The sequence below is a fragment of the Clostridium paridis genome (genome assembly GCF_016765615.1).
Taxonomy (GTDB): Bacteria; Bacillota; Clostridia; order Clostridiales; family Clostridiaceae; genus Clostridium_T; species Clostridium_T paridis.
Genome location: NZ_JAESWA010000003.1, coordinates 1 through 15,116, shown reverse-complemented (window position 1 = coordinate 15,116; position 15,116 = coordinate 1). Strand labels below are relative to the sequence as shown.

Sequence of the window (15,116 nt, the reverse complement as noted above, 5' to 3'; positions counted from 1 at the left end):
AGTAAACCCACACAAAGCATTCGTAGGTCAAGTTTACGTATTAAAGAAAGAAGAAGGCGGAAGACATACTCCATTCTTCGATGGATATAGACCACAATTCTATTTCAGAACAACAGACGTAACAGGATCAATCAAATTACCAGACGGAATGGAAATGGTAATGCCAGGAGATCACATCGACATGAATGTTGAATTAATCACTGAAATCGCAATGAATGAAGGACTAAGATTCGCAATCAGAGAAGGTGGAAGAACTGTAGGTTCTGGAGTTGTTACTACTATAGTTAAATAATACAGAATATTGAAGGACTGGGTTTGACACCTGGTCCTTTAAATAGGAACAAATTATTGACTTTGTTATATATTTGTGATAATGTAATGAAGTAACTGACATAGTGTATATTTATATACTGTGTTTTAGTTTACGTTATATATAATAAACTGGAGGTGCAGACCATGAGAGTAAAGATAACTTTAGCTTGCACAGAGTGCAAACAAAGAAACTATAACTCAATGAAGAATAAGAAAAATGACCCAGATAGATTAGAAATGAAAAAGTACTGCAAGTTTTGTAAAAAACATACTCTTCACAGAGAAACAAAATAATCTTTTAGGTTTCAGCAATTTTAAGGATGTGAATAAAAATGGCTGTCAATGGCAAGGTTAAAAAAGAGTCTGCATCTAAAAAAGAAGCAGGCATTGTTAAGTTTTTTAGAGAGGTTAAGGCTGAAGTTAAGAGAATAACATGGCCTAATAAGAATGAAGCAAAGAAAGCCTTTATAGCAACAATAGCCTTTACACTATTTTACATAGTGTTAGTAGGTGGGTTCGACCTTGTTTTTAAAAACCTCTTTGAATTAATTTTTAAATTAAAATAAAGGGAGGTTTGGATGAGCTGTTCATCTGTATAATATGAGTGAAAGAGCTAGATGGTATGTAGTACACACATATTCGGGATATGAAAATAAAGTTAAGGCAAACCTTGAGAAGACCATAGAGAATAGAGGACTTGAAGGTTTAATACATGATATGCAAGTTCCGATGGAAGAATCCGTTGAAGAAAAAGATGGTAAACAAAAGGTTACTCTTAAAAAGAAATTTCCGGGATATGTTTTAGTGAAAATGATCATGAATGACGACTCTTGGTATGTTGTAAGAAATACAAGAGGAGTTACTGGATTTGTAGGTCCAGGATCCAAACCGGTTCCTCTAACTGATGAAGAAGTTGACTCGATGGGAGTTGTAGATATTCCTGAGGAGATTTATTTAGAAGTAGGAGAAAGTGTTAGGATTTCATCAGGTCCATTTAAGGACATGGTTGCTACAATAGTAGAAGTAAACACTGAAAAGCGCAAGGTAAAAGCCTTAGCTGAATTCTTCGGTAGAGAAACATCGATCGAAGCAGAATTTAATCAAGTTGAAAAATTAGTTTAATACTAATTTTACAAATAGAGACCAAGGTCTTAATTAAGTGGGAGGGCATAAGCCCGTATTACCACAGTATAGGAGGAATAACAGATGGCTAAGAAAGTAACAGGAATGATTAAACTTCAACTTGCTGCAGGAAAAGCAACACCAGCTCCACCAGTTGGTCCAGCATTAGGACAACATGGGGTTAATATAATGGGATTCTGTAAGGAGTTCAATGCTAAAACTGCTGATAAGGCTGGTTTAATAATACCAGTAGTTATAACAGTATACCAAGACAGATCTTTTAGTTTTATACTAAAAACTCCACCAGCTGCTGTTTTAATTAAAAAGGAATTAGGATTAGAAAGTGGTTCAGGAGTACCAAACAGAACTAAGGTTGGTAAAATAACTAAGGAACAAGTTAGAAAAATAGCTGAATTAAAGATGCCAGATTTAAATGCTGCATCAGTTGAAGCTGCTATGAGTATGATTGAAGGTACTGCTAGAAGTATGGGAGTAACTGTAGTCGAATAATTTCTTGAATCGGTGGGAGGTAAAAACCGTTAATACCACAAAGGAGGCTTATATATGGGAAAGAATTATGTTGAAAGTGCAAAATTAGTTGATAAGAGTGCTTTATACACTCCATCAGAAGCTTTAGATTTAGCTGTTAAAACTGCTAAAGCAAAGTTTGATGAAACAATAGAAATACACGTAAGATTAGGTGTAGATCCAAGACATGCTGATCAACAAGTAAGAGGTGCTGTAGTATTACCACACGGTACTGGTAGATCAGTAAAAGTATTAGTTTTCGCTAAAGGTGATAAAGCAAAGGAAGCAGAAGCTGCTGGAGCTGATTTCGTTGGAGCAGAAGAACTAGTTACAAAAATTCAAAGTGAAAATTGGTTTGACTACGATGTAGTTGTAGCAACTCCAGATATGATGGGTGTTGTTGGAAGATTAGGTAGAGTATTAGGACCTAAGGGATTAATGCCAAACCCAAAATCGGGAACAGTTACATTTGATGTTGCTAAAGCAATAGCAGATATTAAAGCAGGTAAGGTTGAGTACAGAGTTGATAAAACAGCTATAGTACACTGTCCAATTGGAAAGAAATCTTTTGGAGTAGAAAAATTAGCTGATAACTTCCGTACTTTAATGGAAGCTATAGTTAAAGCTAAACCAGCAGCTGCAAAAGGACAATACGTTAAGTCGGTTTCCTTATCAGCTACAATGGGACCTGGAGTAAAAGTTAATCCTGTTAAAGTTTTAGAATAATATTGACAATGATCAATGCTTATGGTAGAATTGATTTCGTTGTGATAACTGAATAGGTGTACCGTAGACAGTGGGTGCTAATGCATAACGTATATCGACCTACCGAGGGTTCCATACATTTGAATGTAATGGGTCTTTCCTGGTCTGCGGAGAGACCCTTTCTTAATTATAAAAAGCAGTAATAGACTGTGAGGAGGTGGACACACAGTGGCAAACAAGAATAGACAATTAAAAGAAGCTAAAGTTGCTGAGATTAAAGAAAAGTTAGAGAAAGCTCAATCAGTTGTTCTTGCAAATTATCAAGGATTAACAGTTGAAGAAGATACTCAACTTAGAAAGAGTCTTAGAGAAGCTGGTATAGAATACAAGGTATATAAAAATACTTTAGTAACATTAGCAGCAAAAGAATTAGGCCATGAAGGAATTGTTCAATATTTAGAAGGACCAGTATCTATAGCAATAGGTTATGAAGATGCAACAGCTCCTGCAAGAGTATTAAATGATTTCGCTAAAGGTCATAAGAAATTAGAATTAAAAGCTGGTTTAGTAGCTGGAGAAGTATATGATTCAGAAAAAGTTAAACAACTTGCTGAAATACCACCAAAGGAAGTTCTTATTGCGAAACTTCTTGGAAGCTTCAAGGCTCCATTATCAAATCTTGCATACTTATTAAATGCAGTTAAAGAGAAAAAAGAATCAGAATCAGCTGAATAAAAAATAAAAAGTTTAAAAAATTTCGGAGGTGCTAAAAAATGACAAAGGAACAAATAATTGACGCTATAAAAGCAATGAGCGTTTTAGAATTAAATGATTTAGTAAAAGCTTGTGAAGAAGAATTCGGAGTAAGTGCTGCTGCACCAGTAGCTGCTGCAGGTGTTGCTGCACCAGGAGCTGCTGCTGAAGAAAAAACTGAATTTGATGTAGTTTTAGCTAGCGCTGGAGCTAACAAAATCAAAGTTATCAAAGTTGTTAGAGAAATAACTGGATTAGGATTAAAGGAAGCTAAAGAAATAGTTGACGGAGCTCCTAAGACATTAAAAGAAGCTGTAGCTAAAGAAGAAGCTGAAGATATCAAAGCTAAATTAGCTGAAGTTGGAGCAGAAGTTGAAGTAAAATAATTTCTGTTTAGCATAAAAGAGGTGCTATTATTAGCACCTCTTTAGTTTCTTTAAAATAGCTTTAAAAAAGTGTTAATTTAGGGTTTAAATTCTTGATTAGCATTGACATACCAAATTTGTTATGATATTATCATTTAATGTACTATTCAATATGGATTAGTATATATAATTTTAGGATAACCGTATAATAATTGAAGAAAATGGTTATACTAAAATGATGACATTACCCGAAAGTGGCTTTCCTCAAAGGGGGAAGTACGTACTTTTGGTTATTTTAGTTTAAACAAGGGGTGAAAGTTGATGGTACATCCTGTCCAAGTGGGAAAAAGAACTAGAATGAGCTTCGCTACAGTTAAAGAAGTTACTGACATGCCAAATCTAATTGAGGTACAATTAGATTCTTATAACTGGTTTCTAAAAGAAGGTCTTTATGAGGTTTTTGAAGATGTAAACCCAATAACGAACTTTACAGGTAATTTAGTTTTAGAATTTACTGACTTCAACTTAGATAAGGAAAATATCAAGTACTCTGTAGAAGAGTGCAAAGAGAGAGATGCGACTTATGCAGCGCCTTTAAAAGTATCAGTAAGACTACAGAACAAGGAAACAGGAGAAATTAAAGAGCAAGAGGTTTTCATGGGAGATTTCCCATTAATGACTGAGCAAGGTACTTTTATAATAAACGGTGCTGAAAGAGTTATAGTTAGCCAATTGGTTAGATCTCCAGGAGTTTATTATAGTGTTGCAAGAGATAAAAGCGGTAAAAAACTTTTTTCTTCAACTGTTATACCAAACAGAGGTGCATGGTTAGAATATGAAACTGATTCTAATGATGTAATATATGTAAGGATTGATAAGACTAGAAAGCTTCCAATCACAATACTTGCTAGAGCAATGGGATTTGGAACTGATGGTGAACTTTTAGAGTATTTCGGAGAAGAAGAAAGATTTAAAGCAACAATAGAAAAAGATAATACTAAAACAAAAGAAGAAGCTCTATTAGAAATATATAAGAGATTAAGACCTGGTGAACCGCCAACAGTTGATAGTGCAGTATCTCTTATTGACTCTCTTTTCTTTGATGCAAAGAGATATGATTTATCAAGAGTTGGAAGATATAAGTTTAATAAAAAATTAGCCATAAATCTTAGAATTGTTAATCAAATAGCAGCTTTAGATATCGTGAATCCTGAAACAGGAGAAGTTCTTGTGGAAAAAGGACAAAAAATCACGAGAAAAATGGCAGAAGAGATTCAAAATATAGGAATAAATTCTGTTGATGTATTAGTTGATGACAGAGTTATCAGAGTAATAGGTAATCATTTTGTTGATCTAAGTAAACATGTGAGCTTTGATCCAGAAGAATTAAATATTAGAGAATTTGTTCACTATCCAACATTAAAAGAAATCCTTGAAACCTATTCAGATGAAGAAGAAATAAAGGATGCAATCAAAAAGAATATTACTAGACTTATACCAAAACATATAATCAGAGACGATATGTATGCAACAATAAGTTATGAAATAGGCTTAGCTTATGGTATAGGTTATGTGGATGATATAGATCATTTAGGTAATAGAAGAGTTAGAAGCGTAGGTGAACTTTTACAAAATCAATTTAGAATTGGTTTATCTAGAATGGAAAGAGTAGTTAAAGAAAGAATGACTATTCAAGACCAAGAAGGAATCACTCCGCAGGTGTTAATTAACATAAGACCAGTTGCTGCAGCTATCAAGGAATTCTTCGGTAGTTCACAACTTTCACAGTTCATGGATCAAATCAATCCATTATCTGAATTAACACATAAAAGAAGGTTATCTGCTCTTGGACCAGGAGGTCTTTCAAGAGAAAGAGCTGGTTTTGAAGTAAGAGACGTTCACCATTCACATTATGGAAGAATGTGTCCTATAGAAACACCAGAAGGACCAAACATAGGATTAATAAACTCTCTTGCAACTTATGCAAGAGTTAATGAGTATGGATTTATAGAAACTCCATATAGAGTTGTAGATAAAGAAACAGGAATAATTGAAAAAGATGTTAGATATTTTACAGCTGATGTAGAAGATCAATATTATGTTGCTCAAGCTAATGAACCATTAGATGAAGAACTACGTTTTGTTGATTCAAGAGTTACTGTTAGATATTTAGAAGACGTACTTGTTATTCCAAGAGAAGATGTTGATTTGATGGATGTATCTCCAAGACAAATAGTATCTGTAGCAACAGCTATGATACCATTCTTAGAGAACGATGATGCATCTAGAGCACTGATGGGTTCAAACATGCAACGTCAAGCTGTACCACTATTAAAACCACAAGCTCCTATTGTAGGAACAGGCATAGAATATAAAGCTGCAGTTGATTTAGGCGTATTACCAAAGGCTAGAAAAGCAGGGGTAGTATCTTATGTTAGTGGTAATGAAATTAGAGTTAAAAGAGATTCTGATGGTGGAACTGATATATACAGACTACTTAAGTTTAAAAGAAGTAACCAAGGTACATGTATAAATCAGAGACCAATTGTTTCTAAAGGAGAAGTAGTAGCAGAAGGAACTGTATTAGCTGATGGACCTTCTACTGATTTAGGAGAAATTGCTTTAGGAAAGAATATTAGAATGGGATTCATAACATGGGAAGGTTACAACTATGAGGATGCTATGCTAATATCTGAAGAATTGGTAAGAGAAGATGTATTTACTTCCATTCATATAGAAGAGTATGAATGTGAAGCTAGAGATACTAAATTAGGACCTGAAGAAATCACAAGAGATATACCTAATGTTGGTGAAGATGCAATTAGAGATTTAGACGAAAGAGGAATCATCAGAATAGGTGCTGAAGTTAGATCGGGAGATATTCTAGTTGGAAAAGTTACTCCAAAGGGAGAAACTGAATTAACTGCAGAAGAAAGATTATTAAGAGCAATCTTTGGTGAAAAAGCTAGAGAAGTAAGAGATACTTCTTTAAGAGTTCCTCACGGAGAAGCTGGTATAATTGTAGATGTAAAAGTATTTACTAGAGAAAATGGAGATGAACTTACTCCGGGAGTAAATGAACTAGTAAGATGCTATATAGCTCAAAAGAGAAAAATATCTGTAGGAGATAAGATGGCTGGACGTCATGGTAACAAAGGGGTTGTCTCAAGAGTGTTACCTGAAGAAGATATGCCTTTCCTACCAGATGGAAGACCACTTCAAATCTGTTTAAATCCACTAGGAGTTCCTTCACGTATGAACATTGGTCAGGTGTTGGAAGTTCACTTGGGTTGGGCTGCAAGCAAACTTGGATGGCATATAGCTACTCCAGTATTTGATGGAGCTACAGAAAAAGATATTGAAGAATGTCTAGAACAAGCTGGATATAATGCTAACGGTAAAACAGTTTTATATGATGGTAGAACTGGAGAGCCTTTTGATAATGAAGTTACTGTTGGGATAATGTATATTTTAAAACTTGCCCATTTAGTTGATGATAAGATTCATGCTAGAAGTACTGGACCATATTCATTAGTAACTCAACAACCACTTGGAGGTAAAGCTCAATTTGGTGGTCAAAGATTCGGAGAAATGGAAGTTTGGGCTCTAGAAGCATATGGAGCTGCACACACACTTCAAGAAATATTAACAGTAAAATCTGATGATGTTGTAGGTAGAGTTAAAACTTACGAAGCTATTGTTAAGGGTGAAAACATACCTGAACCAGGAGTGCCAGAATCATTTAAGGTTCTTATAAAGGAACTTCAAGCTTTATGCTTAGATGTTAAAGTGCTTAATGATGAAAACCAAGAAGTTAAGCTAAAAGAACTTGGTGAAGATGAAGAAACTGCTGAATTAGATGTAAATATAGAAGGTAATGAAGATATTGTTCCACCAGCACCAGAGGGAGATGACAGTTACTTAACTACTGATGAAGAATTAGAAGAAGAATTAGATTATGATTCTTTTCAGTTAGAAGAATTCCAAGAAGATTTAGAACTTGATGATTTTAATGATGAACACTAATTTATGAAGGGAGGATAAACCCTTGATCGAATTAAATAATTTTGATGCTTTGCAAATTGGCTTAGCATCACCAGAACAAATAAGAGAATGGTCTAGAGGCGAAGTTAAAAAACCAGAAACTATAAATTATAGAACTTTAAAACCAGAAAGAGATGGTCTATTCTGCGAAAGGATATTTGGACCAATAAAAGACTGGGAATGTCACTGTGGAAAATATAAGAGAGTAAGATATAAGGGAATTGTTTGTGACAGATGTGGTGTTGAAGTAACAAAAGCAAAAGTTAGAAGAGAGAGAATGGGGCACATAGAATTAGCAGCCCCAGTATCTCATATTTGGTACTTCAAAGGTATTCCATCAAGAATGGGATTAATATTAGATATGTCACCAAGAGCACTTGAAAAAATATTATATTTTGCTTCTTATGTTGTAATTGACCCAAAAGAAACTCCATTATTAAAAAAGCAACTATTAAATGAAAAAGAATATAGAGAAGCTTGTGATAAATATGGAGAAGAAAGTTTCAGTGCTGGAATGGGAGCTGAATCAATTAAGCAATTACTTGCAGAAATTGATTTAGAAAAAGGTTCTGTTGAGTTAAAAGAAGAATTAAAACAAAGTACAGGACAAAAGAAAATTAGAATTATAAGAAGATTAGAAGTAGTTGAGTCATTCAGAAAGTCAGGAAATAATCCTGAATGGATGATAATTGATGTAATACCAGTAATACCACCAGATTTAAGACCTATGGTTCAATTAGACGGTGGAAGATTTGCAACTTCTGATCTAAATGACTTATATAGAAGAGTTATTAACAGAAACAATAGACTTAAAAAATTACTTGATCTTGGAGCACCAGACATCATTGTTAGAAATGAAAAAAGAATGCTTCAAGAAGCAGTTGATGCATTGATAGATAATGGAAGAAGAGGTAGACCTGTAACAGGACCAGGAAATAGACCACTTAAGTCATTATCAGATATGCTTAAAGGAAAGCAAGGAAGATTTAGACAAAACTTACTTGGTAAGAGAGTTGACTATTCAGGTAGATCAGTTATAGTTGTAGGACCTGAATTAAAGATGTATCAATGTGGTCTTCCAAAAGAAATGGCATTAGAATTATTTAAGCCATTCGTAATGAAAAAGCTTGTTCAAGATGGAGTTGCACACAACATCAAAGCTGCAAAGAGAATGGTTGAAAGAGTTAGTCCACAAGTATGGGATGTTCTTGAAGAAGTTATTATGGATCATCCAGTATTACTTAACCGTGCACCTACTCTTCATAGACTTGGAATTCAAGCATTCCAACCAGTACTAGTTGAAGGAAGAGCTATTAAGTTACATCCATTAGTATGTACAGCATATAATGCTGACTTTGATGGAGACCAAATGGCTGTACACGTTCCTTTATCAGTAGAAGCTCAAGCAGAAGCAAGATTCTTAATGCTTGCGGCTGGAAACATACTTAAGCCATCTGATGGAAAGCCAGTTTCAGTTCCAACACAAGATATGGTTTTAGGTTCATATTATTTAACAGTTGATAAGGATGGAGTTAAGGGAGAAGGTTCTTACTTCTCTTCAGTAGATGAAGTTTTAATGGCTTATTCACTAAAAGAAATTAATATTCATGCTAAAATCAATGTTAAAGTTTCTAAAACTATTGATGGTGTAGTTAAGACTGGAATTATTAAAACAACAGTTGGAAAGATTATATTTAATGAATCTATTCCTCAAGATTTAGGATATGTTGATAGAACTAAAGAAGGCGAAATGCTTAATTTAGAAGTAGATTTCCTAGTAACTAAGAAAACATTAGGTGGAATTATAGATAAGTGTTATGTAAAACACGGACCTATAAAAACATCAATAATGTTAGATAATATAAAGGCTACTGGATATCACTATTCATCAATTGGTGCTATAACTATAGCAGCATCTGATATGATAGTTCCAGATAGAAAGTATGAGTTACTTAAAGAAACTGATGAAACTGTAGATAAGATTGAAAAAATGTTCAGAAGAGGTCTTATTTCAGAGGAAGAAAGATATGACAGAGTAATTCAAAAGTGGACTGATACAACAGAAGAAGTTGCGAATGCACTTATGGATAGTATGGATAGATTCAATCCGATATTCATGATGGCAGACTCTGGAGCCAGAGGTTCTAAGTCTCAAATTAAGCAATTAGCTGGTATGAGAGGACTTATGGCAAATCCTTCTGGTAAGATCATTGAGCAACCTATCAGAGCATCATTCAGAGAAGGTCTTGATATATTAGAATACTTCATTTCAACACATGGAGCTAGAAAAGGTAATGCGGATACAGCGTTAAAGACTGCCGATTCTGGATACTTAACAAGAAGATTAGTTGATGTATCACAAGATGTTATAGTAAGAAGTGAAGATTGTGGTGCAACTGATGGTATTGTTGTAAGTGATATCAAAGAAGGAAATGAAGTTATTGAACCATTAAAAGAAAGATTAACAGGAAGATATAATGCTGAAGATATAGTTCATCCAGAAACAGGAGAGACTATAATACCAAGAGACACTTATATGGATACTTACTTAGCTGAAAAGATAGTTAAAGCTGGAGTTAAAAAGGTTAAAATAAGATCTGTATTCACATGTAAGGCGAAGATTGGTGTTTGTGCTAAATGTTATGGTATGAACATGGCAACTGGACAAAAAATTAATATTGGTGAGGCTGTTGGAATAATAGCAGCTCAGTCAATAGGTGAACCAGGTACACAGCTTACAATGAGAACATTCCATACAGGGGGAGTTGCTGGAGCAGATATAACTCAAGGTCTTCCTAGAGTTGAAGAATTATTTGAAGCAAGAAAACCTAAGGGATTAGCAATAGTAAGTGAAATTCCTGGTACTGTAAGCATTGAAGAAACAAAGAAAAAGAGAATTGTTAATGTTATTTCAAATGAAGGCGAAGAAAAAAGTTATGATATACCATTCGGTTCAAGAATAAAAGTGAACGATGGAGACATAATAGTAGCAGGAGATGAAATAACCGAAGGTTCAGTTAATCCTCATGATATAATGGGAATTAAAGGTGTCGATGGAGCAAGACAATATCTTCTTTCTGAAGTTCAAAAAGTTTATAGACTACAAGGTGTTGATATTAATGATAAGCATCTTGAAGTAGTAATAAGACAAATGACTAGAAAGATTAAAATTTCTGAGTCTGGTGATACTGATCTACTTCCAGGAACAATGATAGATATGTTTGACTTTGCTGAAGAAAACCAAAGAGTAACGGCTTTTGGTGGAGAAGTTGCACAAGGTGAACAAGTGCTTCTAGGAATTACAAAAGCAGCTCTTGCAACAGATAGCTTCCTTTCAGCAGCATCATTCCAAGAAACTACAAGAGTTCTTACAGATGCAGCAATAAAAGGAAAGATTGATCCATTGCTAGGATTGAAAGAAAATGTCATCATTGGTAAGTTGATTCCAGCTGGTACAGGTATGTTAAGATATAGAACTGTAAAACTTAACACTGAAGATAACCTATCAGAGGTTGGAGTAGACGATACTTTAGAGAATTTTGATGAAAATTCTATCGTGAATTCTATTGAGGAATAACAAATCAATATTATTGACATGTGTATGCTTAGATGATAAAATAATCTTTGTGTGATTTGCAAAGCTACACTTTAGTATGCATTTGTCTACATGATTATATGAGGCAAAGTTTTAAATGAACTTTGCCCATGTTCTGTGTAATTAGGGGGTATCTCATGATAGACAGACTGGTAGGTAAAAAGCTTATTGGTATTAAACAATGTACTAAGGCTATTAAAAATGGTCAAGGCATTGAATTATATGTAGCTAAAGATGCAGACGAAAGGCTAATTTCTCCTTTAGTAGAGTTAGCTGAAGGTAAAAGCATAAAAGTAGTATATATTGACACCATGAGGGAATTAGGCAAAATGTGTAGTATAGAAGTTGGATCATCGGCAACTCTAATACTATAAAAGAGCTAATATCTAAATTAAAATAGATAATAGAAAATCAGGAGGTGAAAACATGCCAACTATTAGCCAATTAGTTAGAAAAGGCAGAAAGACAATAGCAGCTAAATCAACTGCACCAGCACTAAAAGAAAATCCACAAAAAAGAGGGGTATGTACTGTTGTTAAAACTACAACTCCAAAGAAACCAAACTCAGCTTTAAGAAAAATAGCAAGAGTTAGATTAACTAACGGTTACGAAGTAACTGCTTATATCGGTGGAGTAGGTCACAACTTACAAGAGCACAGTGTTGTTCTTATAAGAGGTGGAAGAGTTAAGGACCTTCCCGGTGTAAGATACCACATCGTTAGAGGAGCTCTTGACTGTGCTGGAGTTGCAAACAGAATGCAATCCAGATCAAAATATGGTGCAAAGAGACCAAAGGCAGCAAAGTAATTTGCTAATTTAGTGCAATGTCTTCAGCGTTTACATAGATAGATAATTATGTTTTATATAGATTGCGGAAGCCAGAGCACTTTGCGGCAAACACTGTCGAGTACCAGTGAACTTAAACTAAATTGTTAAGGAGGGAAGAAAAGTGCCAAGAAAAGGACATATAGCTAAAAGAGATGTATTACCAGATCCAGTGTACAATTCAAAAGTTGTTACTAAATTTATAAACAGTATCATGGAAGATGGTAAAAAAGGTGTAGCTCAAAAAATATGCTACGGAGCATTTGAAATTATTGAACAAAAAACAGGAAAAGAAGCAATGGAAGTATTTGAGGCAGCAATGAACAATGTAATGCCATTGTTAGAAGTAAAAGCAAGAAGAATAGGTGGAGCTAACTATCAAGTACCGATAGAAGTTAGACCTGAAAGAAGACAGACTCTAGGAATCAGATGGATACTTACTGCTGTAAGAAAAAGAAGCGAAAAGTATATGAGAGAAAAGTTAGCTGCAGAATTAATTGATGCATCTAACAATACTGGAGCAGCTGTTAAGAAGAGAGAAGATACTCATAAAATGGCTGAAGCTAATAAAGCATTTGCTCATTACAGATACTAATCTTAAAACTGTTTTGGCGAAGGCCAAAACAGTTTTGTTAAATTTAATTATATATTCGAGAGGAGGAAATATTTCATGGCTAGAAAATATCCTTTAGAGAAATTCCGTAACTTTGGAATAATGGCTCATATAGATGCTGGTAAGACTACAACTACTGAGCGTATATTATTCTATACTGGAAGAAGTCATAAAATAGGAGAAGTTCATGAAGGCGCAGCTACAATGGACTGGATGGTTCAAGAACAAGAAAGAGGTATAACAATTACTTCTGCTGCAACAACATGTGTTTGGAAAGAACATGAATTAAATATAATAGATACACCAGGACACGTAGATTTCACAATCGAAGTTGAAAGATCATTAAGAGTACTTGATGGTGCTGTTACAGTTCTAGATGCAAAATCAGGGGTTGAACCTCAAACTGAAACAGTATGGAGACAGGCAGATAAATACGGTGTTCCAAGAATGATCTATGTAAATAAAATGGATGCTACTGGAGCAGATTTCTTCAGATGTGTTAACACTGTAAGAGAAAGATTAAAAGCTAATGCAGTGCCAATACAAATTCCAGTTGGAGCTGAAGATCAATTCAAAGGTATTATAGATCTTATAAAGAATAAGGCTGAAATATACTATGATGATTTAGGTAAAGACGTAAGAGAAGAAGATATTCCAGCGGATTTAGTTGATCAAGCAGAAGAATACAGAGCTGCAATGATTGAAGCAATTGCTGAAACTGATGAAGAGTTAATGATGAAATACCTTGATGGTGAAGAAATAACTGAAGAAGAGTTAAAGAGTGCTTTAAGAAAAGCTACAATTGGTAATGAAATAGTACCATGTATTTGTGGTTCTTCATATAAGAACAAAGGAGTACAACAAATGATTGATGGTGTTGTTGATTTCTTACCATCACCATTAGATATTCCAGCTGTTCAAGGAACAACTTTAGATGGAAAAGAAGATTCAAGAGAAGCAGCTGATGATGTACCAATGTCAGCATTAGCATTCAAAATTGCTACTGACCCATTCGTTGGTAAATTAGCTTTCACAAGAATATATTCTGGAGTAATGCATAGTGGTTCTTATGTTCTTAACTCAACTAAGGGTAAGAAAGAAAGAATCGGAAGACTTGTTAAAATGCATGCTAATACTAGAGAAGAAGTTGAAGAATTAGAAGCAGGAGAATTAGGAGCAGTAATCGGATTAAAGAACACTACTACTGGTGATACTTTATGTGATGAAGATACTCCAATCGTTCTTGAATCTATGGAATTCCCAGAACCAGTTATCAGAGTAGCTATTGAACCAAAAACTAAAGCTAGCCAAGAAAAGATGGGAATAGCATTAGCTAAGTTAGCTGAAGAAGATCCATCATTCAAAACTTGGACTGATACTGAAACAGGTCAAACAATTATAGCTGGTATGGGTGAATTACACCTTGAAATTATAGTTGATAGACTTACAAGAGAATTCAAAGTAGAGTGTAACGTAGGTGCTCCACAAGTTGCTTACAAAGAAACTATTAGAGCTGCTGTTAAAGCAGAAGCTAAGTATGCTAAGCAATCAGGTGGTAAAGGACAATACGGTCACTGTATTATTGAAATGGAACCAACAGAAGGAGAATATGCATTTGAAAATGCTGTAGTTGGAGGAGCTATTCCAAGAGAATATATTCCAGCTATCGATAATGGTATTCAAGAAGCTTCTAAGAATGGTATTTTAGCTGGATATCCAGTTATTAACTTTAAGGTTAAATTAGTTCATGGATCTTACCATGAAGTTGACTCATCTGAAATGGCATTTAAGATTGCTGGATCTATGGCATTTAAGAATGCTATGGCTAAAGCAAACCCAGTATTACTTGAACCTACAATGAAGGTTGAAGTTACTATGCCAGAAGAGTACATGGGAGATGTTATGGGTGACCTTAACTCTAGAAGAGGAAGAATTGAAGGTATGGAAGCTTTAAACGGAGCTCAAGTAATAAGAGCATTCGTTCCACTAGCAGAAATGTTTGGATACGCAACTACATTGAGATCAAGAACTCAAGGTAGAGGTGTATATTCAATGGTATTCGATCACTATGAAGAAATGCCAAAGAGTATACAAGAACAAGTTGTAGGAAAAAAAGCTTAAATTAATATAACATTTTAAAGTTATAAGGAGGAATCAAACAATGTCAAAGGCAAAATTTGAAAGAAACAAACCACACGTTAACATTGGAACAATAGGTCACGTAGACCACGGTAAGACAACATTAACAGCAGCA

Annotated in this window: 15 protein-coding genes and 1 other annotated feature; all 15 genes read left to right on the top strand. The window is 34.5% G+C overall.

Translation table 11 applies throughout. The annotated features are described in order from the left end of the window. Positions 1–292: EF-Tu C-terminal domain-related protein (locus JK634_RS00540; RefSeq protein ID WP_476727385.1), on the top strand; the 292-nt coding region annotated here is incomplete at its 5' end. 164 nt (positions 293–456) lie between these two features. Next, positions 457–606 carry a 50S ribosomal protein L33 gene (gene rpmG, locus JK634_RS00535; RefSeq protein ID WP_202765684.1) on the top strand — a complete coding sequence of 50 codons (150 nt, stop codon included), beginning with the start codon at positions 457–459 and terminating at the stop codon, positions 604–606. A gap of 38 nt (positions 607–644) precedes the next feature. Then, on the top strand, positions 645–878 hold the full coding sequence (secE, locus tag JK634_RS00530) for a preprotein translocase subunit SecE (protein WP_202765683.1): 234 nt from the start codon (positions 645–647) through the stop codon (positions 876–878). A gap of 34 nt (positions 879–912) precedes the next feature. Then, positions 913–1,434 carry a transcription termination/antitermination protein NusG gene (gene nusG / locus JK634_RS00525; protein WP_202765682.1) on the top strand — a complete coding sequence of 174 codons (522 nt, stop codon included), beginning with the start codon at positions 913–915 and terminating at the stop codon, positions 1,432–1,434. Between the two features lie 84 nt (positions 1,435–1,518). Then, complete coding sequence (gene rplK / locus JK634_RS00520) at positions 1,519–1,944, top strand: 50S ribosomal protein L11 (RefSeq protein ID WP_202765681.1); 426 nt, start codon at positions 1,519–1,521, stop codon at positions 1,942–1,944. Between the two features lie 54 nt (positions 1,945–1,998). Continuing rightward, positions 1,999–2,688 (top strand): 50S ribosomal protein L1, encoded by a 690-nt coding sequence (gene rplA, locus JK634_RS00515; protein ID WP_202765680.1) that lies wholly within the window; start codon positions 1,999–2,001, stop codon positions 2,686–2,688. A 43-nt stretch (positions 2,689–2,731) separates the two neighbouring features. Beyond that, positions 2,732–2,861, top strand: a sequence feature (ribosomal protein L10 leader region). 34 nt (positions 2,862–2,895) lie between these two features. Next, entirely contained in the window at positions 2,896–3,402 is a 507-nt protein-coding gene (gene rplJ, locus JK634_RS00510) for a 50S ribosomal protein L10 (protein ID WP_202765679.1), read from the top strand. A gap of 38 nt (positions 3,403–3,440) precedes the next feature. Further along, the gene (rplL, locus tag JK634_RS00505) at positions 3,441–3,806 is read left to right on the top strand and encodes a 50S ribosomal protein L7/L12 (RefSeq protein ID WP_202765678.1); all 366 of its coding nucleotides are present in this window, start codon (positions 3,441–3,443) and stop codon (positions 3,804–3,806) included. Between the two features lie 300 nt (positions 3,807–4,106). Further along, positions 4,107–7,811, top strand: a complete 3,705-nt coding sequence (rpoB, locus tag JK634_RS00500; protein WP_202765677.1) for a DNA-directed RNA polymerase subunit beta — start codon at positions 4,107–4,109, stop codon at positions 7,809–7,811. A gap of 22 nt (positions 7,812–7,833) precedes the next feature. Continuing rightward, positions 7,834–11,406 carry a DNA-directed RNA polymerase subunit beta' gene (gene rpoC, locus JK634_RS00495; protein WP_202765676.1) on the top strand — a complete coding sequence of 1,191 codons (3,573 nt, stop codon included), beginning with the start codon at positions 7,834–7,836 and terminating at the stop codon, positions 11,404–11,406. A gap of 155 nt (positions 11,407–11,561) precedes the next feature. After that, the gene (locus JK634_RS00490) at positions 11,562–11,798 is read left to right on the top strand and encodes a ribosomal L7Ae/L30e/S12e/Gadd45 family protein (protein WP_202765675.1); all 237 of its coding nucleotides are present in this window, start codon (positions 11,562–11,564) and stop codon (positions 11,796–11,798) included. A gap of 52 nt (positions 11,799–11,850) precedes the next feature. Then, on the top strand, positions 11,851–12,231 hold the full coding sequence (gene rpsL, locus JK634_RS00485) for a 30S ribosomal protein S12 (protein ID WP_202765674.1): 381 nt from the start codon (positions 11,851–11,853) through the stop codon (positions 12,229–12,231). Between the two features lie 142 nt (positions 12,232–12,373). Beyond that, positions 12,374–12,844: a 30S ribosomal protein S7 gene (gene rpsG, locus JK634_RS00480; RefSeq protein WP_202765673.1), complete on the top strand. Its 471-nt coding sequence runs from the start codon at positions 12,374–12,376 to the stop codon at positions 12,842–12,844. A 75-nt stretch (positions 12,845–12,919) separates the two neighbouring features. Continuing rightward, on the top strand, positions 12,920–14,983 hold the full coding sequence (fusA, locus tag JK634_RS00475) for an elongation factor G (RefSeq protein WP_202765672.1): 2,064 nt from the start codon (positions 12,920–12,922) through the stop codon (positions 14,981–14,983). A gap of 40 nt (positions 14,984–15,023) precedes the next feature. After that, the coding region (locus JK634_RS00470) for a GTP-binding protein (protein ID WP_202765650.1) at positions 15,024–15,116 on the top strand (93 nt) is incomplete at its 3' end.